Source organism: Microbispora sp. NBC_01389, assembly GCF_045040095.1.
GTDB lineage: Bacteria > Actinomycetota > Actinomycetes > Streptosporangiales > Streptosporangiaceae > Microbispora.
In genome coordinates this window covers 3,074,371-3,098,399 of the sequence record NZ_CP109552.1, presented here as the reverse complement: position 1 = coordinate 3,098,399, position 24,029 = coordinate 3,074,371, and the positions used below count along the sequence as shown (strand labels likewise).

Genomic DNA, 24,029 nt, shown 5'->3' with positions numbered 1-24,029 from the left:
TTACAAACCATCGCATTCATACATGAACAATCGGGCGCGGCGATGCCGAATGTGCGAACGGAACGGACAACGCGAAAAGGCCGGGTTATTCTCGCGGCCCGAGGCGTGACGGGGATCTGAGCGGGGAGTTCGCGCTTCCCGCCGTGCGACCACCGACGTGCGCGCCACCAACGTGCGGCCACCGACGTGCGACCACCGACGGAGCGAGCATGAGTACGACGGGAAACGCCGTCCCGCGGACCGGCACATTCGAAAGCCTCGGGCTCTCCCCCGGCCAGGCGGCCCTCTACGCGGCCGCGCTCCGCCTCCACCGGGCCACCCCGGCCGAGCTCGCCGAGGCGGTCGACCGGCCCGCCGGCGACGTGCTCGACGCCCTCGACACCCTCGTACGGCTCGGCGCGGTCGACCGGCGGCGGGAGGAGGTCGTCGCGCGGCATCCGGCCGCGGTGATCGGCCGGCTGGTCGCGGAACGGCTGGACCGCATGGCCCTGGAGAGCCGGCGGCTCGACGAGATGATCGCGGCGGCCGGGCGCCTGGCCCGCCACTACGACACCGGGCGCGACTGGCGGGGCGGGGGATTGCCGGTCGAGCGGGTGAGCGGCGCCGGCGCGCTCTACGAGGGCGTCATCGGCCACGCCCTGAAGGCGCCTCCCGCCGATCTCGTCATGGCGGTCCCCGACCACCGCACCGTGGTGCGGTTCGCGAACACCCACAGCGCGCAGTGGATCCGCGCCGCCGCGGACGGCGTCGTGCGGTTGCGCGCGATCGTCCCGCACGCCGCCCTGTCGTCGCCCGCCGTACGGGAGATGTATGAACGGTTCACGGCGGCGGGCGCGAAACTGCGCGCGCTCGACGAGGTGCCGAGCTGGTTCCTCGCGCTCGGCGACGGCACCGCCTGGCTGCCGGTCCAGTGGGGCGTCCCCCTGCCCGACAACGCCTACAACTGCTGCGTCGTCCACGCCCCGGCGGCGGCGGGAGCCCTGCGCGCCCTGTTCGGGGAGCTGTGGGCCCGGGCCGCCCCGATCTCCCCGCGCAGCGGCGCCCGGCAGGTGCTGCGACTCGCCGCGCAGGGGCTTTCCGACGACGCCGTCGCCCGCCGTCTCGGCGTGTCCGTGCGCACGGTGCGGGCCAGGTTCGCCGAGGCGATGGCGGAGCTGGGCACCCAGTCACGCTTCCACGCCGGGGTCGAGGCCGCCCGCCGCGGCTGGCTGTGACCCGGCCCTGGATCGGCCCCGGATCCGGCCCCGGATCCGGCCCCGGATCCGGCCGCGCGTGACTCCGGCGGAGCGAAGGGCCTGACGAGCAGATGAGGCGCACTTTCGCTCCCGGAGGGGGCCGTGGTCATAAGGTGGGATGCGTGCTGGAAGACGTCCCCCGCGACCCGTTCGCGGATGACCCTGACGACCCCGCGGCGGAGCTCGGATCACCCGACGACGTGGAACCGCTCTCGCTCGCCGAGCGCGACGAGGCACTGACCGATCTCGCCGACGTGGAGGTCTTCCGTTCCCTGCTCGAACCCCAGGGCGTGCTCGGGCTGGTCCTCGACTGCCCCGAGTGCGGCGAGCAGCACTACTTCGACTGGGACCTGCTGCGCGGCAACCTGCGCCAGATGATCGACAACGGCCGGCCGCAGGTCCACGAGCCCGCCTTCCAGCCCGATCCGTCCGACTACGTGAGCTGGGAGTACGCCCGGGGCTACGTGGACGGCGTGATCGACACCGAGGAGAGCCGCTGACTGTCCACGTCGGCGACCAGGGCGCCGAGCAGCCGGAGGGCCGCGTCGGTCCCGCCCAGGGGCTCCCGGCGGGCGAGGACGTCGAGGAGGGCGTCCGTCCGGACTACGTCGCCCTCCACGTCGGCATCGCCGTACGGTCCGGGAAGGCCCGCCGTACGACGACGTTTCACGGTCACGCAATCGACTCCAGCTCGGCCAGCTGCCGGAGCCTGGCGAGCGCACGATGCTGCGCGACCCGGACGGCACCAGGGGTCATGCCGAGTACATTACCCGTCTCCTCGGCCGAAAGGCCCGAGACGACCCGCAGGATGAGAAGCTCGCGCTGGGTGTCCGGCAGCCGGGCCAGCAGGTCCCGGGCGTGCTGCGCCTCGATGTAGCGCACCACGGTCTCCTCCGGCCCCGGGCCCTCGTCGGGGCCGTCCGGCAGGTCCTGCGTCGGCACCGCGGAGCGCACCGAACTGCGCAACGCGTCCGCCACCTTGTGCGAAGCGATGCCGAACACGAACGAGGCGAAGGGGCGGCCCATGTCGCGGTAGCGTGGCAGCGCCGACAGCACCGCGATGCACACCTCCTGAGCCACGTCGTCGGCGATGTGGTACTGACCGGAGACCCGCCCCAGTCGGCCCCTGCAGTACCGGACCACCATCGGGCGCAGTTGTCCCAGCAGTGATTCGATCGCGGTGCGATCTCCTTGTACGGCAAGGCTGGTCAGTTCCCTGAGGTCGGACTCATCCGATCTCGTCGCAAGCCTTACCCCAGTTGCGGCGTCGGCGACGCATCCCTCGGTCACGTTAGGCATGATGCCCGCAGCGATCGTTCATGTCGTCATGGTTAACGGCTACGGATTGGTCACATTGACGCGTCGATAACCCTTTGTAATCAATCGGCCACGCGACCGTTGGAACATTCCAACCAGAATGACCAATTCGAGAGATATATGCCGGATGCCTTGACAGGTATTAAGAAGTATGCGGCGTCTGCCTATTGCCGCGCGGCCCTTCAGCGCCGTACGGCACCGGTATGGACCGCGCAGCCCGAACGCACCCCCGGCGGAGAGCCGGCGCGCATCCCACCGGTATAGACCACTGTTCGGGCGCCGGCCTCACCGGAGGGTGGAGGCGACCACCTGGGGGGCGCGTCCGGCGCCGAGGTAGAAGACGCCGGGGAAGCCGCGCGTCTCGAACCCGCCGCTGACGTTGCCGCGCAGCGTCGAGCGCTCGATGCGCAGAGAGCCGCTGCGGTCGTTGCTGACGAAGAACACCGCCCCGCCGCCCTCGTTGGCGTGGTTGCCGGTCATCAGCGAGCCCGCGATCCGAATGGCGTACCTGTTGCCGTCCGCGTACACGGCCCCGCCGTTGCCGCCACCCGGGGTTCCGGCCTTGGCCGGGTTGGCGCCGCGTCCGACCGCCCGGTTCCCGATGAAGACACTGTTGACGATCTGCCAGGACACGCCGATCCCGCTCAGCGCGCCCCCGTTCGAGCACACGCCGTTCTCGAAGCTGCTGCCCGCGACGTACACCGGCAGGTCGTGCCACTGATCCAGCACGCGGATCGCCGCGCCGCCCAGGTCGGGGCCGGTGCGGTCGCAGCGGTTGCGGACGAACCGCGAGTTGACCACCTTGAGCCTGCCGCCGCGGGCGAAGACCGCTCCGCCACCGCCCCCGTCGGTCCTCTGGCCGGTGGAGTCGCCGTCGGCGAACGTCAGATTCTGCAGGGTCAGCGCGGGTGTCGGCTGGTCGTCGCAGTGCGAGGTCGTCCACACCTGGGCCCGGTCACAGGTGTTCATGTAGAGGATGCGCCGCCGGCCCGCACCGCTGAGCGTCACCTTCCCGCCGCCGTCGACGACGACGCGGGCGCTGGTGTTTCGGACCTTCGCCGTGGCGGTCAGCCTGATGGTCACCGGGCGGGGGCCGCAGGAGAAGGTGATGACGCCGCCACGGGCGACCGCGCCGAGGAAGGCCTGGGAGGTGCAGCTCGCGGGCGTGCCCCGGCCGACGACGGTCGTCGGGCGGGAGACGTCGGCGGGCCGCGCCTCGGGCGGCACGGGAACCGTCCCCCTGAGGCTCTCCACCCGCGTCGCCGGTACGGATTCCGCGGCGGCGGGCGGAGCCGTCACCGCGGCCAGTGTCATCCCGGCCGTCGTCACCGTGGCCAGTGTCATCCCGGCCGACGTCATTGTGGCCGTCGTCACGCCGCGCATGGAGGCACCGGCACCCGAGACCAGCGCGGCGGTAAGAGCTCTGAGTCCAAATAGCACGCCGACGATCGTATTGACCAGGATTCGGCAAAAAGGGGGTTTCGGGGAATCTCCCGGAGAAAGCGCGCGCCCCGCGGTCCGCCCGTGAGGGCGGCGCGGGGCGCGGTTGCCGATCCGGTCGGCCGCCTCTGCCGAGCGGCTCCCGATCGATCGCCGTCGATCAGTGGCCGTCGATCAGTGGCCGTGACCGTGGCCGTGACCGTGACCGCCGCCGGCCGGGGCCTCCTCCTCGGGCTTGTCCACGACGAGGACCTCGGTGGTCAGCAGCATGCCGGCGATGGACGCGGCGTTCTGCACGGCCGAGCGGGTCACCTTGACGGGGTCGATGACGCCCTGGGCCACCAGGTCGCCGTACTCGCCGGTGGCGGCGTTGAAACCCTCGCCGGCGTTCAGCGCGGTGATCTTCGTGGTGACGACGTAGCCCTCGAGGCCCGCGTTCTCGGCGATCCAGCGGGCCGGTTCGACCAGGGCCTTGCGGACGATCGAGACGCCGGTGGCCTCGTCGCCGGTCAGGCCGAGGTTGTCGAGGTCCTTGGACACGTGCACGAGCGCGGAGCCGCCACCGGAGACGATGCCCTCCTCGATCGCGGCGCGGGTCGCGGAGATCGCGTCCTCCAGGCGGTGCTTCTTCTCCTTCAGCTCCACCTCGGTCGCGGCGCCGACACGCAGCACGCAGACACCGCCGGCGAGCTTGGCGAGGCGCTCCTGGAGCTTCTCGCGGTCCCAGTCGGAGTCGGACTGCTCGATCGCGATCTTGATCTCGCGGATGCGGTCCTCGATCGCCTGGGCGTCACCGGCGCCGTCGACGACCGTGGTGGTGTCCTTGTTGACCACGATGCGGCGGGCCGTGCCGAGGACCTCCAGGCCCACGTGCTCCAGCTTCAGGCCGATCTCCTCGCTGACGACCTGGCCGCCCGTGAGGGTGGCGATGTCCTGCAGCATGGCCTTGCGGCGGTCGCCGAAGCCCGGAGCCTTGACGGCCACGGAGGTGAAGGTGCCCCGGATCTTGTTGGTCACCAGGACGGCCAGGGCCTCGCCCTCGACGTCCTCGGCGATGACCAGAAGCTGCCGCTTGGTCTGGGCGATCTTCTCCAGCAGCGGGAGGAAGTCGGCGATGGAGGCGATCTTGCCCTGGTGGATCAGGACGTACGGCTCCTCGAGCACCGACTCCATGCGCTCGGGGTCGGTGACCATGTAGTGCGACAGGTAGCCCTTGTCGAACTGGAGGCCCTCGGTGAACTCCAGCTCCAGGCCCATCGCGTTGGACTCTTCGACGGTGATGACCCCGTCCTTGCCCACCTTGTCGAACGCCTCGGCGATCAGGCCGCCGATCTTCGCGTCCTGCGCGGAGATCGTCGCGACGTTGGCGATCTCCTTCTTGTCCTCGACGTGGCGGGCGCTGGCGAGCAGCCGCTCGCTGACGGCCTGGGCGGCCTTGTCGATGCCGCGCTTGAGCGACAGCGGCTGGGCGCCGGCCGCCACGTTGCGCAGGCCCTCGCGGACCATGGCCTGGGCCAGGACGGTCGCGGTGGTGGTGCCGTCACCCGCGACGTCGTTGGTCTTGGTCGCCACCTCCTTGGCGAGCTGGGCGCCAAGGTTCTCGTACGGCTTCTCCAGCTCGACCTCGCGAGCGATGGTGACACCGTCGTTCGTGATCGTCGGGGCACCGAACTTCTTGTCGATGACGACGTTGCGGCCGCGCGGGCCGAGGGTCACCTTGACGGCGTCGGCGAGAGCGTTCACACCACGCTCGAGAGCGCGCCGCGCGTCCTCTTCGAACTCCAGGATCTTCGGCATTCAGGTCTCCTTGTGAGCACGTCGGAGCCCCGGGCACGTGGACCCGGGGCTCCTCATGGCTTGCGCGGCCTACTACTTCTCGATGATGGCGAGCACGTCGCGAGCCGAGAGCACCAGGTACTCCTCGCCGCCGTACTTGACCTCGGTGCCGCCGTACTTGCTGTAGAGGACGACGTCGCCCTCCTTGACGTCGAGCGGAATGCGCTTCTCGCCGTCCTCGTCCCAGTTGCCCGGGCCCACAGCGAGCACGCGGCCCTCCTGCGGCTTCTCCTTGGCGGTGTCCGGGATGACCAGGCCGGAGGCGGTGGTCTGCTCGGCCTCAAGCGGCTGGACCACGATGCGGTCGCCGAGCGGCTTAACGGGAACCTTGGTGGCGGTCGTCACGATCGGACCTCCCCTTCAGATTGCGATGAATGAGCTGAAGAGGCGACCAGCGGCCTGCCGTCGCGGGTGTCAGACCTGTCTCGTCGCTGTTGGCACTCTCAATGGCAGAGTGCCAACACGAAACAGTATGCAAGTGGCGCGTGACAGTCAACACGAACTCGCCCCGCAGGTCAGACCCACCTCCCGGCAACGCGTCCGAGACCCCCCGTTCAGCCCTCCGCCGCCCGCGCGTCACCATCCCGCCCAGGCATCCCACCCTGCCACCGCATCCCCGCCACCCCACCCTGCCACCGCATCCCCGCCACCCCACCCTGCCACCGCACCCCCGCCGCCGCCGCGGCGCTCCCGGCGGGCCGCGATCGGGAAGAGGGCCGCGCACCCCGTGCGCGGGCGTACGGACCGGAGCGGACTCCGAAGAGGTCAGGGCATGCCTCACTGACATTTAAACGTCAAAGTGAGCGCTATCATGGAGACCGGAGGAGCGGCGGACCCGCGGCCGCGTGCGCTATGAACCAGACCCTGTTGAACGACGCCGTCGAGCAGATCCTCGGCGGCTGGGCCCGGGCGCGTCCGGACGTGGACTGTGCGGCGCTGGGGGTGGCCGGGCGGATCTCCCGGGCGTCCCGGCTGCTGGACAGGGGCGTCAAGGACTACTTCGCCCGGCATGATCTGGAGCCGTGGGAGTTCGATGTGCTCGCCACGCTCCTGCGCGCCAACGCCGATCACCGGCTCTGCATGGGCGACCTCGCCACCGCCGCGATGGTCAGCTCCGCCGCCCTCACCAACCGCGTGGACCGCCTGGTGGCGAAGGGCCTGGTGCATCGCGAGACCGCGCCGTCGAACCGCCGCATGGTCATGATCACTCTCACGGACGAGGGCCGCGCGGTGGTCGACGAACTGCTGGAGGGCCACGTGGCCGACGAGAACCGGCTGCTCTCCGGCCTCACCCCCGGAGACAGGGAGCAGCTGTCTGTCCTGCTCTGCAAACTGCTCACCTCACTCGGCGACGTCCGTTCCCACTGATCGCCTGCCGTGAGGTGGGGCGCGGAGGCGGTAGCGTCGCGGGCGTGGATCTGGACACCCTGCGCATGCTGTTCGCGCCCGCCGGGCGCGCGGCCCTGGACGACGCCGTGCGGATCCTCGCCGACGGCGCGGACCCGGTGGCGGCCGCGAGCGCGCTGCGCCGATCCCACTCCCCCGAGCTCGCCGCCGCGGCGCTCACGCAGGCGTCGCTGCGGCGGCGTGCCGAGGTCAAGTTCGGCGCCGACGCCGCCGTCATGTACTTCACCCCGCACGGGCTGGAGCAGGCCACCCGGCCCGAGGTCGCCGCCCACCGCGCCGCCAGGATCAGGGCCGCCAGGATCGGGGCCGCCGGGATCGGGGCCGCCGGGCCCGGAGTCACCGGAGCGGGGCCGACCGGCGTGGGACCTGCCGGAGTCCCGGAGGGCCTGACCGGAGGCGTGGAGGCCCCGGAGGGGCCGCGGGTGCTCGACGTATGCTGCGGCATCGGCGGCGACCTGCTCGCGCTGGCCCGCGCGGGATGCCCGGTGGACGCGATCGACCTCGACCCGCTGACGGTGGAGATCGCCCGTGCCAACGCGGCGGCACTCGGCCTGTCGTCCCTGGTCACGGTCCGTACGGCGGACGCCGCGGCGGCGGAGCCGGGGGGATACGATCTGCTGTTCGCCGACCCGGCCAGGAGGGGGGCGAGAGGACGGACGTTCGACCCGAGGGCCTACTCCCCCTCGTGGCCGGTTGTGCTCGACCTGGTCGCCCGTGCTCCGGCCGCCTGTCTGAAGACGGCCCCCGGCATCCCGTACGAGTTCATCCCGGAGGGCGCCGAGGCCGAGTGGGTCTCATACCGGGGCGAGGTGAAGGAGGCGGCCATCTGGACCAGGATGGGAACGGGCGGCCGGCGCGCCACCCTGCTGCCCTCCGGCGCCACGCTCACGGCCTCGGGCGCGGAGGCCGATGTCGGGCCGGTGAGCCGTTTTCTCTACGAGCCCGACGGCGCCGCCGTACGGGCGCACCTGGTCGCCGAGGTGGCGGCCCTCGTGTCGGGCCACCTCGTCGATCCGCGCATCGCCTACATCACCGGCGATCGCCTCGTGCCCACGCCGTGGGCCGCGTGTTACGAGGTCACCGACGTGATGCCCTTCTCGTTGAAGCGGCTGCGCGCGGCGCTGCGCGAGCGGGGCGTCGGCGCGGTGACGATCAAAAAGCGCGGGTCCGCGGTCGATGTCGAACGGCTGCGGAAGGACCTCCGGCTTTCCGGAGGTGAATCCGTGGTGATAGTGCTCACCCGGATAGAGGAACGGCCCTTCGTGTTCCTTTGTCAGCCTGTGACCAGCCAGAAGGGCTGAACTCCCGGCATTTCACCGGCAATCATCGCCTTTCCCAGTCCACGCCTGACGGCCGCGGGTCAGGGCCTACAGTTGGCCGTCGGGCAGTGCCGCCTGCTCGTTCGTCTGCGCGAGACCGGGCCGGACACAGCGGTTCGGCGAGCTGAAGGAGCAACCTCGGTGGAGCATTCCAGCCACAACCTCCTCCAGGCGGGCAGCCAGACCGCCATCTCCGACCGGATGCGCGAACTGCTCGCCCGTGCGGCCCAGGACCACGTCTACGAGCAGCGGACGCAGGGCGCCGCGCTCGACGACATCCGCCAGCGACTGGAGGGCATGGAATGGCTGCTCCGCGAGGTGCGGGAGCGTGAGCTCGGCGGCCTCGGCGCGGCGCTGGAGGCGATCACGCAACGGCTCGACGACCTGGCCGCCAGACCGCCGGCCTGGGCCGAAGGTCTCGCCCAGCACGTGGAACTGCTGCGCGGCCACGTGGAGGAGGCCGGCGGCCGGACCCAGGGGCTGGCCGACCGGATGACGGAGTTCGCGCACCGGCTCGGCAAGTTCCAGGGCGGCATGGAGGCGGCCGCCGGGCGCTTCACCCGGCTCGACAGGGCCCTCAGCTCGCTCACCGAGCGGACCGAACGGCTGGAGGCTGTCGTGATCGAGCGGCTGGAGTCGGTCGGCGGCAGGATCGAGGCGGTGGAGAGCGGCGTCGAGGCGGTCGGCGAACGCGTCGGGATGCTCCCCGCCGAACTGGGCATCGGAGACCTGCGCGGCGCCGTGGCGGGGCTGGGCTCCAGCGTGGACGGCGTGAACACCACCGTGGCCGGGCTGAGCGCCGGAGTGGGAGACGTCACCGCGAGCGTGGACGAGATGAGCACGACCATGGCGGGCATGAACGCCGACCTCACCCTCACGGCGGGGGCGGTTGCCCCGCTCGCGGAGGCGGTGCGGAGCAGGCCCGACCGCGAGCAGATCGCCGAGACCGTCTCGGACGCGGTCACCAGCGCCATGGAGCCCGCACGCGGCGACGTGGCCCGGCGGCTCGCCGCGCTGGAGGAGACCATGCTGGCGCTCGCGGAGGCCCTGCTGCGCCCCGTCCACGGCCCCGGCCCCGTCCACGGCCACAGCTCAGCCCACGGCGCCGGCCACAGCTCAGGCCACGGTCACCCCCGCGACCGCGCCGACTGACTCCGTCGCCTGACTCCGCCGATGCTCAGACGTGGACGACGGTGATCGGGAGGGACGAGTCGGCCGGGATCCGCAGCGTCGAGGGCGTGGCCCCGGCCGCGACCAGGTCGGCGCCGAGCGCCGCCACCATCGCGCCGTTGTCCGTGCACAGGCCCGGCCGGGGCACCCGCAGGCGCACCCCCGCCGCGTCGCAGCGCTCCTGGGCCAACGCCCGCAGCCGCGAGTTGGCCGCGACGCCACCACCGATCAGCAGGTCCTTCACGTCGTGGCGGGCGCACGCCTGCAGCGCCTTGCGGGTCAGCACGTCCACGACCGCCTCCTGGAACGACGCGGCGACGTCGGCCACCGGCACCGGTTCGCCCGACGCCTCGCGGGCCTCGACCCACCGGGCCACGGCCGTCTTCAGGCCGGAGAAGGAGAAGTCGAGCGTGCCGTCGTCGTGCTTGCCGCGCGGGAAGGCCACCGCCGAGCCCGAGCCCTCGCGGGCGGCCCGGTCGATGTGCGGCCCGCCGGGGAACGGCAGCCCCAGCACCCGGGCCACCTTGTCGAACGCCTCGCCCGCCGCGTCGTCCACGGTGGAGCCGAGCGAGATCACGTCCTGCGCGACGTCCGGCACGAGGAGCAGTGAGGAGTGCCCGCCCGACACCAGCAGCGCGATCGCGGGCTTGGGCAGCGGGCCGTGTTCGAGCTGGTCGACCGCGACGTGCGCGGCGAGGTGGTTGACCCCGTAGAGCGGAACGCCGAGGCCCAGCGCGTACGCCTTGGCGGCGGCCACGCCGACGAGCAGCGCGCCCGCGAGGCCCGGGCCCGCCGTCACGGCGACCGCGTCGATGTCGGAGAACCGCAGCCCGGCGGCGGCCAGCGCGCCCTCGACAGTCGGCGTCATCGCCTCCAGGTGCGCCCGTGAGGCCACCTCGGGCACCACCCCGCCGAACCGGGCGTGCTCGTCCATGCTGGAGGCGATGGTGTTGGCCAGCAGCGTGTGGCCGCGGACGATGCCCACGCCCGTCTCGTCGCAGGACGTCTCGATCCCCAGCACGATCGGCTCGTCGCGCCCCATCATGACTCCTTCTGTGCTTCCCGCTCAGCGTCGGGACGCTCACTCCCGAGGTCCTTCGTCATGGTGATGGCGTCCGTTCCGTCCTCGTAGTAGCGCCTTCGCAGGCCGAGGCGGCGGAAGCCGAACCGCTCGTACATCGCCTGTGCCGGGGGGTTGTCCGCGCGTACCTCCAGGAACACCGCGGTCGCGCCGCGCCGTGCCGCCTCGGCGAGCAGCGCGTCCATCAGCGCGGCGCCGACGCCGGCGCGGCGGTGCGCGGCGAGGACGGCGATCGTCTGCACGTCCGCCTGGTCGGCCGCCACCGCGAGCCCGGCGTACCCCGCGACCCGCTCGTCCACCTCCGCGACCAGGTAGTGCCGGGTGCGCGGCTGGTCGCGCAGCTCGCCCCGCAGCATGGCCTCGCTCCAGGCGTCCGCCGGGAACGTGGCCCGCTCGATCTCCATGACCGCGGGCAGGTCCGCCGCGGTCATCTGACGCAGGACGACCTCCGCCTGCCTCACGGCGTCTCCCCGGCGCGGGTCACGCGGTCACCCTCTTCGGCGTCCCGGGCACCTGCGCGTCGGGGCGCCGCAGGTAGATCGGCCGCGGCGGCCCGAGCACGGACAGCTCCCGCGCCTTCTCCACGGAGTCGACCCGCCCCTCGGGCACGCGGGCGATCTCGGCCGCCTCCGCCTCGCTCAGCGTGGCGAGGCGCCCGGCCGCCAGGGCCGCGAGCGCTCCGGCCGAGGGGTGCAGCGGGCCGCGTGTCCGGTCGGCGCCGATGACGTCCGCGTACATGGCGCCGCCCGCGCCGATCACCGGCAGTTCGCCGGGCAGGTCGTGCGGCCGGTCCACGCGCGGCCCGTCGAGCCGCGTGCGCGGGTCGCCGTACCGGGCCCAGAAGACCTCCTTGCGGCGCGCGTCGGTCGCGACCAGGAACGGCCCGCTCTCCTCCGCGGCGTACGCGAGGGCGTCGAGCGTGCACACCCCGAACGCCGGCACGCCCGCGGTCAGCGCCAGCGCCGTCGCCGTCATCAGGCCGACCCGCAAACCGGTGTACGGCCCCGGCCCGGTCCCCGCGACGATGGCGGTGACATCCCTGAGCGTCGCCCCGGACTCACGCAGGACCTGCTCGACGGCGGGCGCGAGAAGCTCCCCGTGCCGCCGCGCGTCGATCGTCGTCGACTCCGCCACCACACGCTCGCCATCGTGCAGCGCGGCGGTGACGGCGGGAGTGGCGGTGTCGAAGGCCAAGACAAGCACGAAGGTCAAGCGTAGTCGCTCCGCTCAGGCGGCCGGACACCGTCAGGCGGAGCGGGCCAGGGAGGCGTAGACGATGACGTTGTCGCGGTATTCGTGCTGTTTCCAGTCGAAGTCGCCGCCACAGGTGATCAGGCGCAGGCCGTCCTCGGTGTAGACGCGCTCGGCCGGGAAGTCGTTCTTGGGCACGCGCTCCACGGAGTCCACCGTGTAGGAGGCGGTCCTGCCGTCGCTGCGCACCACCTTCACGACCGCTCCCCTGCGCAGGTCGCGCAGGTGGTAGAAGACGGCGGGAGCGGTCTTGGTGTCCACATGGCCGATGATCACGGAGGCGCCGGGGTCGCCCGGCACGGCGCTGCCGGTGTACCAGCCCGCCGTGGTCGGCTTGTCGAAGGGCGGCAACTCCACGTCGCCCTCGTCGGAGAGGCCGAGCTTCATCAGCGGCGCCTTGAGGCGGAGCGCCGGGATGTCGATCCGCTTGGGGACGACGGACGTTCTGACCTCCGCCTGGTCACCCGCGTTCCCGCCCCCGGTGATCACGGCGAAGACGAGCCCGGTGACCACCCCGGCGACGATCACCCCCCGGGTGGACAGCGCCAACGTCAGGCTCCGGAGCGCCTGCGGGCCACCCCGACGCCGACGCCGAGCGCGGCCAGCAGCACGACGACGGTGACGCCCACCGGCGGGCCGGACGCGTCCTCGGGGCCCCCGGCGGCCGTGCCGCCGCCACCCGCGTGCGGAGCGCGGGTGGGAATCCTCGTGTGGTCCTCGGTGCCGTCCGGCTCCCCTTGCGGCGCGACGATCCGGAACGACGCCTCGCCGACGTCGTTGGTGGCCTCGCACCGCACCTGCACGCGGTAACCGCCCGCCTTCGCGCCGGCCCGTACGGTCGCGCTGCCCGTCACGAGCGGCATGGCCGTGGCGGAGGCCGGGGTGCCCGACTTCGCCGGCGGCGGCACCAGCGTGACGAGCCCCGTGAACGCGTCGGAACGCGCGGTCGCGCGATATTCGGGACCGCCTTCCGACAGCGGGCAGCGGGCGCTGACGCGCACGCTCCTGGTCGCGCCTCCCGTGATCCGCTTCGGCTCGACCGTCACCCGGATGTCCTGGCGCGAGATCGAGACGAGCGGCGTCGGCAGGGCCGGGGTCAGCGTCATGGTCGGTTCGGCCTGCACCGAGGCCTGCGCGGTGCAGCCCATTGCCCCGGCCAGGAGGACTCCCGCGACGGCGACCTGCGTGACCCTGCTCAACCGCACACCTCTTCCACCCAGGTCCCTTACCCAGAAAATCCAGACCGATTCATGACCGAGGATCTTCCGTGCCCCGATGATCCACAGGAACGCGGACAGGCGTCAAGGACTGCGCGGCGGACCGGTCTGAATCGCGTACGGCCAACGCCCTCAGGCGAGGGTGACGGCGGCCCACCGCGGGCCCACGCCCGACAGCCGTACGAGCCGTTCCTCGCCCTCGGCGCCGCGCTCGATGTGGACCTCCAGGCGGTCCTCCGACAGCCCCTCGACCAGGCCCTCGCCCCATTCGACCACGGTGACCGACTCCTCCAGCGAGGCGTCGAGATCGAGGTCGTCCACCTCCACGAAGCCGCCGAGCCGGTAGGCGTCCACGTGCACCAGCGCGGGCCCGCCCGACAGGGACGGGTGGACCCTGGCGATCACGAAGGTGGGGGAGGTGATCGGCCCGCGCACCTTGAGTCCCTCGGCGAGGCCCTGCACCAGGGTGGTCTTCCCCGCGCCGAGCGGCCCGCTCAGCACGACCAGGTCTCCCGGCCCGAGCAGCGCGGAAAGCCGCGCGCCCAGCGTCCGCATCTCCTCGGCGGTCACGGCCCGAAGCTCAGCGGCCCGAAGCTCAGCGGTGCGGAACTCCTCGGCTTGGGACTCAGCGGCTTGGGACTCGGCGGTCCCGGACTCGGCGGCCCGGGACGCGCCGGTGGTCACGCGTTTCCCCTCTCGGCCCGCTTCAGCAGCTCGCGCAGCGCCTCGTTCACGACGTCGGGCCGTTCGAGCTGCACGAGATGCGACGTCTCCGGCACGGTGGTGAGCTGGGCGGTCGGCACGGCGGCCGCGATCGCCCTGCTGTGGTCGAGCGGCGTCAGCCAGTCGCCCTCACCGACGATGATGGCGGTCGGCACCTTGTTCAGCACGTCGAGCGCGGTCAGCTTGTCGTGCGACATGAGCGCCGGGTAGAAGTCGGCGATCACCTCGGAGGGAGTGGCCCGGATCATCGACTCGACGAAGTCCACGACCGTCGGGCTGACACTCTTGGAATCGCCGAAGGCGAGATGGCGCAGCGCGAGGAACGACAGGTCGGTGCCGGCCTCCCGGCCGCGGTCGACGAGCGCGCCGCTCCGGCGCATGACCGTGACGGCGGACGGCACCGCGAGGTTGACCACCTTGGAGACCAGGGCGGGCAGGCCCAGGGTGATCTCGGCGAGCTTGCCGGCCGAGGTCGCGATCAGCGACACACCGCGGATCTTGTCACCGAACAGCTCGGGCCGCCGCTCCGCCAGAGCCATGATCGTCATGCCGCCCATCGAGTGGCCGACCACCACGCAGGGCCCGGGGACGAGCTCGTCGAGCACCAGCGCGAGGTCCTCGCCGAGCCGCTCGATCGTGCAGTCGCTCGACGGCGCGCGGGCCGACAGCCCGTGGCAACGCTGGTCCCACACCACCAGACGGTAGGAGTCGCGCAGGACGCGCCGCTGGTAGTGCCAGGAGTCGGAGGACAGGCAGTAGCCGTGGCACAGCACCACGGTCAGCGGCGCGTCCTCCACGCCGTCGACCTCGGCGTGGATCTGGACTCCGTCGGAGGTGGTGAGCGTCACCGGCCGTCCGCGCAGCTCCCCGAAGGGCTCGCTCCCCTCCAGGTCGGGCCGCAGGCGGATGCGGCCCACGGCGTATCTCTTGGCGAGCGTGGCCGCCGCCACCCCCGCCGACGCCGCGCCGAAGACCGCGCCGGCGATCCCGACCTTGCGACGTGTTCTCATGCCTGCCCTCCTCGCAGCCGCATGCTCAGCGTCCGTCCGTGTGGACGCGAGGCACGCGGGATCCGATCCTCGTCACGATCTCATGAGTAATCGTGCCCAAGGAATCCGCCCACTCCTGACAGGTCGGCTCTCCGTGGCCACCGGGGCCGAAAAGGATCACCTCGTCCCCCGATTCCGCCGCGTCGTCGCCGAGGTCGACGACGAACTGGTCCATGCACACCCGGCCGGCGATCCGCCGCCGCCGGCCCGCCGCCAGCACCTCCGCCCGATTGGTCCCGTTTCGCAGGATGCCGTCCGCATACCCGAGAGGAACGAGGCCAAGCGTCGTTTGCCGGTCGGTGACGTACAGGTGCCCGTACGACACGCCCGTCCCGGGGGCGACCCGCTTCACGCTCGCGAGCCTGGCGGTCAGCGTCATCGCGGGCCGGAGCCCGAAGTCGCCGAGCTCGGGGACCGGGCTCAGCCCGTAGATCGCGATGCCGGGGCGGACCATGTCGTACCTCGCCTGCGGCAGCGTGACGGCCGCGGCGGAGTTGGCGATGTGCCGGACGGCGTCGCTCGGCACCCCGGCCTTGTCCGCGACGGCGAGCGCCTCGTCGAACGCGGCGAGCTGGGCCTCGATGGAAGGATGGCCCGGGATGTCGGCGCACGCGAGGTGCGACCAGATGCCCGCGATGTCGACGGCGCCGGTCGCCCGCGCGGCGAGGGCGTGCTCGACCAGCGACGGCCAGTGGGCGACGGTGGCGCCGCCCCGGGAGATGCCGGTATCGATCTTCAGGTGGACCCGGGCGGTGCGCCCGGTCCTGCCGGCGGCCGCGACGATCTCGTCCACGACCCAGGGGGCGCCGGCGGACAGGTCGACGTCCGCGAGCAGCGCGGCGTCCAGCGGCTCGCCCGGCGTGATGAGCCACGACATGACCGGCGCCGTGATCCCCGCCTCGCGCAGGGCCAGCGCCTCGCGTACGAAGGCGGTGCCGAGCCGGGCCGCGCCCGCCTCCAGGCACGCGTTCGCCACCGGCACCAGGCCGTGCCCGTACGCGTCGGCCTTGACCACGGCCATCGTCTCGGCGCCGCCCGAACGCTCGGCCAGCAGCCGCACGTTGTCCCTGATCGCGGACAGGTCCACCCGTGCCTCAGCCTGGGTGGCCGCGCCCGCCGTCGAGAAGCTCACTTTCCCAGTGTGTCAGGTGGACCCGGGTGGATGCGCCCATAGACGCCGCACGTCAGAGCATGCGCAGGGCCGCCGGGATCGCCTCGGCGACGTCGAGGGCCGCGATCGGGGCCTCCCCGCGCCTCCCGCCGTCGCCCCCGTACCCGGCCTCGGCGCGCCTCCCGCCGTCGCCCCCGTACCCGGCCTCGGCGCGGCCCCCGGCGTCTCCACCGTCGCCGCCCCTGGCGGCGATCCGCGCGGCCAGGCCGTGGACGTACGCGGCGCACGAGGCCGCGTCGTAGCCGGACAGGCCGGCGGCGAGCAGGGCGCCTGTGATCCCGGACAGGACGTCGCCGGTGCCGCCCGTGGCGAGCCAGGGCGTCCCGGTGGTGTTGACCCGCACCGGCCGGTGCTCCTCGGCTACGAGGGTGGTCGAGCCCTTCAGCAGCACCGTCGCCCCCAGCTCCTTGGCGGCCCGCCGCACATGGTCCAGCCGGGCGGCCTCGATCCGCTCCCTCGGCACGTCGAGCAGCCGCGACAGCTCACCGGCGTGCGGCGTGAGCACGGTGGGAGCGGCCCTGCGCAGCAGCGTCCGGTCCTTGGCGACCAGAGTGAGCCCGTCGGCGTCCACCAGCACGGGCACGTCGGCCGAAAGCACGGCGCGGGCCACGGCGTGCGCCTCCGGGCCGGTGCCGAGCCCGGGCCCGAGCACCCACGCCTGCACCCGCCCGACCTCCTCCAGCAGGCCGTCCGGGGACGACGACGGGTCGAGCACGGTCGTGACCGCCTCGGGCCAGCGGGCCCTGACCAGCCGCACCGGCTCGGAAGCGCTCGCGAAGCGGACCATGCCCGCCCCGGCGCGCACCGCGCCGCCGGCCGAGAGCACGGCGGCTCCCGTGTACCTGTCGCTGCCCGCGGCGATCCCGACGACCCCCCGGCGGTATTTGTCGCTCTCCGCGCCCGGCCGGGGCAGCAGACCGGCCACGTCGTCGCCGGTCGGCGCGGTCACCTCGGGGTCCGGCAGGTGCGGCCCGAGGCCGATGTCCACCAGCTCGACCGATCCAGCGTGGGAGGCTCCCGGATCGACGAGCAGACCGGCCTTGTAAGCCCCGAACGTCACCGTCAGGTGCGCGCGGACCGCCGGTCCCTCGACCCGCCCGCTGCTCGCGTCCACCCCGCTCGGCACGTCGACCGCCACGACGAGACCCGCGGCCCCGGCGGTCAGCTCCGCGAGCGTGCCGTACGGTTCCCGCAGCGCCCCGCCGCCCCCGATGCCGACGAGGCCGTCGAGCACGACGTCGGCCCGGGCGAACAGGTCGGCGGCTTTATGGGCATCGAAGGGGCCCGCCCGTCCACCGGCCGCGAGCAGCGCGGTCAGGCCGCCCTCGTGGGCGCGTGAACCGGCCAGCACGGCCTCCACCCGGGCTCCCCTGCGGGCCAGCCGGGCCCCGGCGTACAGGGTGTCGCCGCCGTTGTCCCCGCCGCCGACCAGCAGCGCCACGTGGGAGCCGTACACCCGGCCGCGCACGCCTTTGAGCAGGTTCGCGCAGACCATGGCGAGCCCGGCGGCGGCCCGGCTCATCAGGGTCCCCTCGGGGAGCCTCGCCATCAGCGCCGTCTCGGCGGTCCGGATCTGGTCGGAGGTGTAGGCGGTCCGCATGCGTCCGACCGTAGCCTCCCGCCATGTCGATCGCGATCACCGCGCCCCACCGGTCGCCGGAAGACGCCGTCTCATGCCTCGGCGGCCTCAGGGCTCGAGGATGTCGGAATCCGGCGATTCGGAGGCATCAGGACTCGGCGATCACGTAGGCGACGGCGATGCCGCCGTCGTGCGACAGGGAGACGTGCCACCGGCGCACGCCGAGGCCCCGCGCCACTTCCGCGGCCCTGCCGGTGAGTCGCACCTCGGGACGGCCGTGCCCGCCGCGCACCACCTCCGCGTCGAGGTGGCTCAGGCCCGGCGGGGCTCCGAGGGCCTTGGCCACCGCCTCCTTGGCGGCGAACCGCGCCGCCAGCGACTCCGGCGACAGCGCCGCCTCGGCCTCGGTGAACAGGCGTCGTCGCAGACCGGGCGTGCGCTCCAGCGCCGCGCGCAGCCGCGCGACCTCGACCACGTCCACCCCGATGCCCACGATCACACCGCCAGCGTACGGGGGGCCTCCGTCTTTCCCCGTCTTACGCGAAAGTAATCCATCGATTTTCATCCACAGCCTGTGCACAACCCTCTGAGGCGTGCTGGGGGGTCATTTCGCCGCGCCCATCTGAGCCGAGTACTCCAGCAGATACAGATCCGCCGGCAAGACGATGTCGGCCGTCTCGACCGCTCGGCCACGCGATTCGTAGACTCGCTCGATCGTCAGCATGACGGAGCCCTGCGGATGAGCGAGCTTCGCGCACTCCTCCGCAGTCCCCAGTCGCGCTCCAACGGTCTCCGTCCAATCGTCGACGGGATGACCGATGACAAGCATCCGCTCGGCCACACCTCGCCCCGCGTGCGGACCCTCCTCCGGCATGACGACCGGCGTGCCCCTGGTGATGTCGAGAGGCTCCCAGCTCGTGGAGAGCATGACCGGGTGCCCGTCTGCGGAGAAGACATAGTCCGTACGGAGCACGTCCGGCGTGTCCGCGGCCGGTTCGCTCAGCCCCAGCCGCTCCCTGATCGACGCTGGTGCCTGCGCCGTACGCGAGGTGTAATCCCATGCGGCCCGGCGACCCTGGGCTTCCATCTCGCCCGCGAAGGGGCTCCCGGAGCGATTGCCTCGGTACCAGGCCCGAACCAGACGCTGCAGTTCGGGCTTGCCGCGTACGTAGGTGCCGGAGCCCGGCCTGGCCACGGCCAAACCCTCGGAGATCAGCACCCGCGCGGCCTGCTTGGCGACCGCATCGGACACACCGAACTCTCGCATGATCTCCGGACGGGACGGCAGGCGTGCGCCCGGAGGCAGTTCACCCGTGGTGATCTGCTGCCGGAGGTGTTCAACGATGCGCAGCCATAGAGGGCGATCGGGATCCACCGGAACAGGTTGACAGGCTGTGTCCCCAGCCTGCAAGCTGAGGACACAGTAGCAGAGCAGTGCCACCAGCTTAGGCGGTGTCTCCGTATGGATAAGCGAACTTTGGCTGGGGTCCCGGAGGCGGCCGACAAGGTCCGGTCATGGGCGCGTAGCACGGCGAGCGGGTACCACCCAGAACTTGCTGATCTGTGTGAGCGCGTGGCGTCCCGGCTGGTGGCGATCGCGGTGGAGCGCACGCCTGAGGACGGGGTGATCGCAGCCACGATCACCTTGGTCGACGGCGGCCTACGAGTGGAGGTCCACGATCCCGGTGAACCCGTGAGAGGCGACGAGAAGGACAAATGGTCAAGGGTGTCGGAGCTCACGCCGTGGTACGGCTGCAGCCGCACTCGGGACGGACACATGACGTGGGCCGAGCTGAGGGAACCAGCAGATCTCTCAGGTTCCGAAGGTCGACGCCGCACGGCCACCGCGACCCCTGGCTCTGAATTCATAAACAGGCGCCTACTCATCGAGTAGGCACATCTGAAGCTGCCCCGCTGGTCGACGTTGCCACGACTGACGGGGCTGGGCGGCCCCACGCCTGAGGGGGCTACCGGGGCCGCCCACCTATTCAGCCCGCCGCCATCGGAAAAGAAACGAGCCCGCCGAGATGCAACCCGCCGGACGGGCTCTTGAGATCAGGAACCGAGGTCCTGACCGTGGACAACAACCGCACGCCCTCCGCCCCGCCCGATGACGATTGGTCATTTCGCCGGCTCGTCGACGCGTACCGCGGCGACTGGGTCGTCCGACGCCAACCGTGGCCGTCGGCGACCAGGCGATGCCAACTCCCCTTCAGTGTGCTTGTCAAGAGCGACCTGGCCATGACGATCTACGCGTCCGATCTCGCCGACCTGGCCCGGCAGCTCGAGGAGCAGACCCGGCTTGCGGACGAACACACGGGGAAGGCGTGATCCTCCCGTCGTATCACGGCATCCACGTGCCTGATCCGCAGCCTGACGCCCAGAAGCTGCGATGGCTGAAACCACAGCCGCGCTGCCCCCACGTCAGAGTTCAGCGGCACACCTGTGAGTGCCGAGTCCGCATATACGAGCTGTGCCAGGCCGGAGGACTCGTCTTCGTCCGGCGGACCGACCGTGAGGAGACGGGGCTGGAGGTGGCGGAAACGGAGTGGCTGCTAACCGCCCGGGCACGGGAGCTGTGGGAAAAGATCCTCACTGGCCGCAGCGTGTGAGCCGGAGAGGGGACCGGCCGCCCTCACAGCCGATACAACCATCCCCGCGTTCATGGGAGCACCTGCCTCGTGCGGGCCGGCCGGTCCGGGGTACGGGGCTATGCCCGCACGTGTGGGGAGCACTCCAAACATGTGTTCTAGGTGAGGACCACTCCAGGACCATGCCCGTGGCCTAGTGCAGGCGGCGGATCTTCGCCCAGACTTCCACCTTGATCACCCCGCACAGCTTTCGAGGGGAGGGGGTCAGATTTCAGCCGTCCCCACGGGGTCAGTTCCGAGGATCTGGCCCACATCTCGTGATCATCACGACCCCCTATGAGCATCACGTTGTGAGGAGCACGCGCTTGCGAAGCAGGTCGAAGGTGGCGCGGCCGTAGGTCTGCCGCTTGAGCATCTTGAGCCGGTTGACGTTGCCCTCGACAGCGCCGGAACTGTGCTGCAGGGTCAGGCCGTTGAGGACGGCCGCGTGGTCTTGTCGGAGGCCTTTGGTGAAGGACCGCAGGTAGGGCAGGTCGTCGGCGTCGACCTTCGCCATCCAGTCGTCGAGCCGATCGCCGCGACGTTCGAGCATCATCTGGGCGAAGCCCTGTACATGCCCGGCAAGGACATCCAGGTGCGGGCAGTCGGCGAGTGCCTGCTTGAGGGCGAGTTGGTCGTCGCTGTCGAGGTTGTCGGGATGGGTCATGATCCACGCGGTGAGGGTGCGCACCTTGGGCGGCTTGGTGACGGCGGGCGGCGCGACGCGGGTCTCGCGGAACGGGGCCAGGTAGTCGCGGACCGAGCCGTAGCTGCCTCGGTACCCCCGCGCGGCGATCTCGCGGTGCAGTTCCAGGACATTGGTACAGCCCTGGTTCCAGCGTTCATGCAGGTGAGGCTTGTACGGGTCAAGCTTGCGGCCGCCCGGCCACGCTGGTGGCCACGACGTCCTCGGCCGTCTCGGCGCGGTAGAACCGGCGGACGGTCTCCTTGGCCAGGCCGAGCTCGCGCATGATCGGCTTGATGCCCTTACCTGCGGCCTTCAACGCCTGGACCTTGGCGTAGCGTTCGCGCGTGCGGACCACGATCGCGCTGGTCTCCGCGCGGGCCTTAGCCGCGTTGTCGGCCAGTTGCTGCAGGTCGCGGTCGGGTGCCGGCGACCGGGGCTGGCTGGGCAGGGTCGGCGCGGCGCAGACAGTGGTGGTGGGCGGCCACCGTCTCCTCCACGTATTTGCCCAGGTTGTTCCACAGATGCCAGCGGTCAGCAGTCTGGATGGCGTCCGGTGCGCCGGTACGGGCGCCGTCGGCATAGGCTCCGGCGCGGTCCCGGCAGATCACCTCGACGCCCGGGTGCGCGCGCAGCCATGCGGCCAGCGTCTCGGCCTCCCGGTCGGGCAGCACGTCGACCGGGTCATGGGTGTCCATGTTGATCAGGATCGTTCCGTAGACGTGGCCACGGCGGAACGCGAAATCGTCCACCCCGAGCACAGTCACCACACCTATCTCCGGATCGGGCATCGCCCGGATCCGGCGCAGCAGCGTGCTGCGGCTGGTCCTCAGCCCGAGCAGGTCGGCCAGGCGGGCACCCGCGCGGCCCGCCAACGCCAGCGCGATCGCATCCAGCATCCCGGTCAACAACGGGCTCCGCCGCGCGTACGGCCTGGTCAAGCCTGCGATCTGCTCGGCGAACGTCTGGGCGGGGCAGAGGCTGTTGTCGCAGAAGAACCGGCGGGACAGCACCCGGATCAGCACCCTGCGACCGCCGAACGCCGCATCAGCGAGCCGTCGCTCATAGTGACTATGCACACGAGTGGAGACGCACCCGCACTTCGGGCATGTGCCCTGCTCGGCACGGGGACGAACCCAGATCGTCACGTACGCCTCGGCCACCTCCACGCGGTCAACAACGACGCCGGCAAGGTGAGGAAGGAGGGCTCCAAGCCCAGGCTGATCACACCCGAGTCATGATCACAGAAATCCAGGTGCAGGGGGTCGTAACGATCACGAGATGTGGGCCAGATCCAGTTCCGATGACTGCCAACGCGGACTACACGTCCATCAGCCGCGACTTCCCTGTCCGCTGAGCAGGTGTTTCTCGTGTCCGTTCTCATGCGCGGGAGCACTTGTCATCACGCTCGTCGTGGCCATGCCGGTGGGGACCATCCCCGCATGCGCGGGGAGCACCCAGCGCAGCAACTCTTCGTCCCAGGCCCGAGGGATCATCCCCGCGTGCGCGGGGAGCACATCGGGACCATCCGGTAGACGCGGGCGGGGAAGGGACCATCCCCGCGTGCGCGGGGAGCACCCGAGGTGGCCGGTGAGCTTGTCCATGTCGGGGGGACCATCCCCGCGTGCGCGGGGAGCACGCATCTCGGGAGGAGGCGTCCGCCGCGCCGGGGGGACCATCCCCGCGTGCGCGGGGAGCACTCCGTGTCGTCGCAGAACACCCGGGCCACCTCGGGACCATCCCCGCGTGCGCGGGGAGCACTACACCTCGGCCCGGTGCGAGAACTCCAGGTAGGGACCATCCCCGCGTGCGCGGAGAGCACACGGCGTCCTCGATGCGCGCCGTCAGCTTGCCGGGACCATCCCCGCGTGCGCGGGGAGCACACGGACTTCGGGCGGCTCCTCGGGTCCAAGACGGGACCATCCCCGCGTGCGCGGGGAGCACGAGATCACCGCGCCGGGCGGCGCGACCGCCAAGGGACCATCCCCGCGTGCGCGGGGAGCACTGACCGAGGTTGGACAGGTTCAGCTTGCCCGCGGGACCATCCCCGCGTGCGCGGGGAGCACGCGTCCTCGAAAAGCTTCGCCTTCTGGGCGTCGGGACCATCCCCGCGTGCGCGGGGAGCACGAGGAGGAGGCGCAGGTGCCGCGCCCGGAGTGGGGACCATCCCCGCGTGCGCGGGGAGCACCAGTCGGTGATCGTGACGTCGGCGGTGTCCTCGGGACCATCCCCGCGTGCGCGGGGAGCACATGCCCACGATGGCCGCCGCTTTCGTGATGCTGGGACCATCCCCGCGTGCGCGGGGAGCACTCAGGAAGGGAAGTCGCAGCGGACCTCGCGCCGGGACCATCCCCGCGTGCGCGGGGAGCACCTGCCGAAGGACGGGGACGACGCCGCGGGGGCGGGACCATCCCCGCGTGCGCGGGGAGCACCCGTGCTCGCCGTCGGGGGTGAAGTCGACCGCGGGACCATCCCCGCGTGCGCGGGGAGCACCGGTTGCGGGTGGACGACATCACCCGCGCCCAGGGACCATCCCCGCGTGCGCGGGGAGCACGGGGAGACTTTTCGGCGGAGCGCGTATATGTGGGGACCATCCCCGCGTGCGCGGGGAGCACTCACACGCCCGCAGGACGGCGAGGACCGCATCGGGACCATCCCCGCGTGCGCGGGGAGCACGGGGGCGTCGAGCGTGCCCACGGCCTTCGGCGGGGACCATCCCCGCGTGCGCGGGGAGCACCACCACTCGAAGGAGATCAGATGCCGGTCAACGGGACCATCCCCGCGTGCGCGGGGAGCACGCCCATCGTCGCTGTCAGCGGGTCGAGGTCGCGGGACCATCCCCGCGTGCGCGGGGAGCACACCCGGTACGGGCACCTGTTCCTCGCCTGCCAGGGACCATCCCCGCGTGCGCGGGGAGCA

The 24,029-nt window shown here is 71.8% G+C and carries 25 protein-coding genes and 1 CRISPR repeat array (1 of these 26 running past the window's edge); of the genes, 6 read left to right on the top strand and 19 right to left on the bottom strand.

The features are described from left to right. Window positions 1-209: 209 nt before the first annotated feature. Together OG344_RS14185 and OG344_RS14180 are read left to right on the top strand one after the other, a co-directional pair. Entirely contained in the window at window positions 210-1,214 is a 1,005-nt protein-coding gene (locus OG344_RS14185) for a helix-turn-helix domain-containing protein (protein ID WP_405088603.1), read from the top strand. A gap of 143 nt (window positions 1,215-1,357) precedes the next feature. Next, window positions 1,358-1,735 (top strand): DUF5319 family protein, encoded by a 378-nt coding sequence (locus OG344_RS14180; RefSeq protein WP_191909912.1) that lies wholly within the window; start codon window positions 1,358-1,360, stop codon window positions 1,733-1,735. Here the strand turns inward: OG344_RS14180 and OG344_RS14175 are convergent. The 5 genes from OG344_RS14175 to groES all read right to left on the bottom strand — a co-directional run bounded on the left by OG344_RS14175 (window position 1,696) and on the right by groES (window position 6,176). Continuing rightward, complete coding sequence (locus tag OG344_RS14175; RefSeq protein WP_405088602.1) at window positions 1,696-1,911, bottom strand: hypothetical protein; 216 nt, start codon at window positions 1,909-1,911, stop codon at window positions 1,696-1,698. The two genes, OG344_RS14180 and OG344_RS14175, sit on opposite strands and share 40 nt — an antisense overlap. Further along, window positions 1,908-2,534, bottom strand: coding sequence for a sigma-70 family RNA polymerase sigma factor (locus tag OG344_RS14170; protein WP_405088601.1), 627 nt, complete (start codon window positions 2,532-2,534; stop codon window positions 1,908-1,910). Before OG344_RS14170 ends, OG344_RS14175 begins: the two co-directional genes overlap by 4 nt. A 303-nt stretch (window positions 2,535-2,837) precedes the next feature. Beyond that, window positions 2,838-3,992 (bottom strand): hypothetical protein, encoded by a 1,155-nt coding sequence (locus OG344_RS14165; RefSeq protein ID WP_405088600.1) that lies wholly within the window; start codon window positions 3,990-3,992, stop codon window positions 2,838-2,840. A gap of 174 nt (window positions 3,993-4,166) precedes the next feature. Beyond that, the gene (gene groL, locus OG344_RS14160) at window positions 4,167-5,789 is read right to left on the bottom strand and encodes a chaperonin GroEL (protein ID WP_405088599.1); all 1,623 of its coding nucleotides are present in this window, start codon (window positions 5,787-5,789) and stop codon (window positions 4,167-4,169) included. Between the two features lie 72 nt (window positions 5,790-5,861). Beyond that, entirely contained in the window at window positions 5,862-6,176 is a 315-nt protein-coding gene (gene groES, locus OG344_RS14155) for a co-chaperone GroES (protein WP_111699864.1), read from the bottom strand. A gap of 504 nt (window positions 6,177-6,680) precedes the next feature. On the opposite strand from groES, the gene OG344_RS14150 reads away from it, so the two are divergent. The 3 genes from OG344_RS14150 (at window position 6,681) to OG344_RS14140 (ending at window position 9,706) form a co-directional block, all read left to right on the top strand. Next, window positions 6,681-7,196 (top strand): MarR family winged helix-turn-helix transcriptional regulator, encoded by a 516-nt coding sequence (locus tag OG344_RS14150; protein ID WP_405088598.1) that lies wholly within the window; start codon window positions 6,681-6,683, stop codon window positions 7,194-7,196. A 44-nt stretch (window positions 7,197-7,240) separates the two neighbouring features. Next, window positions 7,241-8,536: a THUMP-like domain-containing protein gene (locus OG344_RS14145; RefSeq protein ID WP_405088597.1), complete on the top strand. Its 1,296-nt coding sequence runs from the start codon at window positions 7,241-7,243 to the stop codon at window positions 8,534-8,536. 159 nt (window positions 8,537-8,695) lie between these two features. Further along, on the top strand, window positions 8,696-9,706 hold the full coding sequence (locus OG344_RS14140) for a hypothetical protein (protein ID WP_405088596.1): 1,011 nt from the start codon (window positions 8,696-8,698) through the stop codon (window positions 9,704-9,706). Window positions 9,707-9,731: 25 nt separating this feature from the next. Here OG344_RS14140 and tsaD read toward each other — a convergent pair whose 3' ends face one another. The 11 genes from tsaD to OG344_RS14085 form a co-directional block, all read right to left on the bottom strand. After that, window positions 9,732-10,769, bottom strand: coding sequence for a tRNA (adenosine(37)-N6)-threonylcarbamoyltransferase complex transferase subunit TsaD (tsaD, locus tag OG344_RS14135; RefSeq protein WP_327043744.1), 1,038 nt, complete (start codon window positions 10,767-10,769; stop codon window positions 9,732-9,734). Continuing rightward, window positions 10,766-11,266, bottom strand: a complete 501-nt coding sequence (rimI, locus tag OG344_RS14130) for a ribosomal protein S18-alanine N-acetyltransferase (RefSeq protein ID WP_405088595.1) — start codon at window positions 11,264-11,266, stop codon at window positions 10,766-10,768. The genes tsaD and rimI overlap by 4 nt, the downstream gene beginning before the upstream one ends. A gap of 19 nt (window positions 11,267-11,285) precedes the next feature. Then, window positions 11,286-12,008 (bottom strand): tRNA (adenosine(37)-N6)-threonylcarbamoyltransferase complex dimerization subunit type 1 TsaB, encoded by a 723-nt coding sequence (gene tsaB, locus OG344_RS14125; RefSeq protein WP_327043742.1) that lies wholly within the window; start codon window positions 12,006-12,008, stop codon window positions 11,286-11,288. A 42-nt stretch (window positions 12,009-12,050) separates the two neighbouring features. Beyond that, on the bottom strand, window positions 12,051-12,605 hold the full coding sequence (locus OG344_RS14120) for a class F sortase (RefSeq protein ID WP_405088594.1): 555 nt from the start codon (window positions 12,603-12,605) through the stop codon (window positions 12,051-12,053). A 2-nt stretch (window positions 12,606-12,607) separates the two neighbouring features. Next, window positions 12,608-13,255, bottom strand: coding sequence for a hypothetical protein (locus OG344_RS14115; protein WP_405088593.1), 648 nt, complete (start codon window positions 13,253-13,255; stop codon window positions 12,608-12,610). 150 nt (window positions 13,256-13,405) lie between these two features. Next, the gene (tsaE, locus tag OG344_RS14110; protein WP_405089087.1) at window positions 13,406-13,828 is read right to left on the bottom strand and encodes a tRNA (adenosine(37)-N6)-threonylcarbamoyltransferase complex ATPase subunit type 1 TsaE; all 423 of its coding nucleotides are present in this window, start codon (window positions 13,826-13,828) and stop codon (window positions 13,406-13,408) included. Between the two features lie 125 nt (window positions 13,829-13,953). After that, window positions 13,954-15,006, bottom strand: a complete 1,053-nt coding sequence (locus OG344_RS14105; RefSeq protein ID WP_405088592.1) for an alpha/beta fold hydrolase — start codon at window positions 15,004-15,006, stop codon at window positions 13,954-13,956. Between the two features lie 25 nt (window positions 15,007-15,031). After that, complete coding sequence (gene alr / locus OG344_RS14100; RefSeq protein ID WP_405088591.1) at window positions 15,032-16,177, bottom strand: alanine racemase; 1,146 nt, start codon at window positions 16,175-16,177, stop codon at window positions 15,032-15,034. A 52-nt stretch (window positions 16,178-16,229) separates the two neighbouring features. Beyond that, on the bottom strand, window positions 16,230-17,816 hold the full coding sequence (locus tag OG344_RS14095) for an NAD(P)H-hydrate dehydratase (protein ID WP_405088590.1): 1,587 nt from the start codon (window positions 17,814-17,816) through the stop codon (window positions 16,230-16,232). Between the two features lie 127 nt (window positions 17,817-17,943). Further along, entirely contained in the window at window positions 17,944-18,294 is a 351-nt protein-coding gene (locus tag OG344_RS14090; RefSeq protein ID WP_405088589.1) for a holo-ACP synthase, read from the bottom strand. Window positions 18,295-18,399: 105 nt separating this feature from the next. Further along, on the bottom strand, window positions 18,400-19,170 hold the full coding sequence (locus OG344_RS14085) for a GntR family transcriptional regulator (protein WP_405088588.1): 771 nt from the start codon (window positions 19,168-19,170) through the stop codon (window positions 18,400-18,402). Window positions 19,171-19,871: 701 nt separating this feature from the next. Between OG344_RS14085 and OG344_RS14080 the strand changes: the two genes are divergently transcribed. Beyond that, the gene (locus OG344_RS14080) at window positions 19,872-20,126 is read left to right on the top strand and encodes a hypothetical protein (RefSeq protein ID WP_405088587.1); all 255 of its coding nucleotides are present in this window, start codon (window positions 19,872-19,874) and stop codon (window positions 20,124-20,126) included. A gap of 603 nt (window positions 20,127-20,729) precedes the next feature. On the opposite strand, the gene OG344_RS14075 is transcribed toward OG344_RS14080, so the two are convergent. The 3 genes from OG344_RS14075 to OG344_RS14065 form a co-directional block, all read right to left on the bottom strand. Continuing rightward, the gene (locus tag OG344_RS14075) at window positions 20,730-21,092 is read right to left on the bottom strand and encodes a transposase (protein WP_405089086.1); all 363 of its coding nucleotides are present in this window, start codon (window positions 21,090-21,092) and stop codon (window positions 20,730-20,732) included. Between the two features lie 199 nt (window positions 21,093-21,291). Continuing rightward, window positions 21,292-21,468 carry a hypothetical protein gene (locus OG344_RS14070; protein WP_405088586.1) on the bottom strand — a complete coding sequence of 59 codons (177 nt, stop codon included), beginning with the start codon at window positions 21,466-21,468 and terminating at the stop codon, window positions 21,292-21,294. A 25-nt stretch (window positions 21,469-21,493) separates the two neighbouring features. Continuing rightward, window positions 21,494-22,279, bottom strand: a complete 786-nt coding sequence (locus OG344_RS14065) for an ISL3 family transposase (RefSeq protein WP_405088585.1) — start codon at window positions 22,277-22,279, stop codon at window positions 21,494-21,496. Window positions 22,280-22,538: 259 nt separating this feature from the next. Next, a CRISPR array of direct repeats spans window positions 22,539-24,029; the repeat unit is 29 nt; unit sequence GGGACCATCCCCGCGTGCGCGGGGAGCAC; it runs 306 nt beyond the window's last position.

Coding starts and splice junctions, on each gene's coding strand:
- OG344_RS14185 (WP_405088603.1), top strand. CDS start 210: ATGAGTACGACGGGAAACGCCGTCCCGCGGACCGGCACATTCGAAAGC.
- OG344_RS14170 (WP_405088601.1), bottom strand. CDS start 2,534: ATGCCTAACGTGACCGAGGGATGCGTCGCCGACGCCGCAACTGGGGTA.
- groL (WP_405088599.1), bottom strand. CDS start 5,789: ATGCCGAAGATCCTGGAGTTCGAAGAGGACGCGCGGCGCGCTCTCGAG.
- OG344_RS14150 (WP_405088598.1), top strand. CDS start 6,681: ATGAACCAGACCCTGTTGAACGACGCCGTCGAGCAGATCCTCGGCGGC.
- tsaD (WP_327043744.1), bottom strand. CDS start 10,769: ATGATGGGGCGCGACGAGCCGATCGTGCTGGGGATCGAGACGTCCTGC.
- tsaE (WP_405089087.1), bottom strand. CDS start 13,828: ATGCGGACGCTGGGCGCGCGGCTTTCCGCGCTGCTCGGGCCGGGAGAC.
- OG344_RS14105 (WP_405088592.1), bottom strand. CDS start 15,006: ATGAGAACACGTCGCAAGGTCGGGATCGCCGGCGCGGTCTTCGGCGCG.
- OG344_RS14095 (WP_405088590.1), bottom strand. CDS start 17,816: ATGCGGACCGCCTACACCTCCGACCAGATCCGGACCGCCGAGACGGCG.
- OG344_RS14075 (WP_405089086.1), bottom strand. CDS start 21,092: ATGACCCATCCCGACAACCTCGACAGCGACGACCAACTCGCCCTCAAG.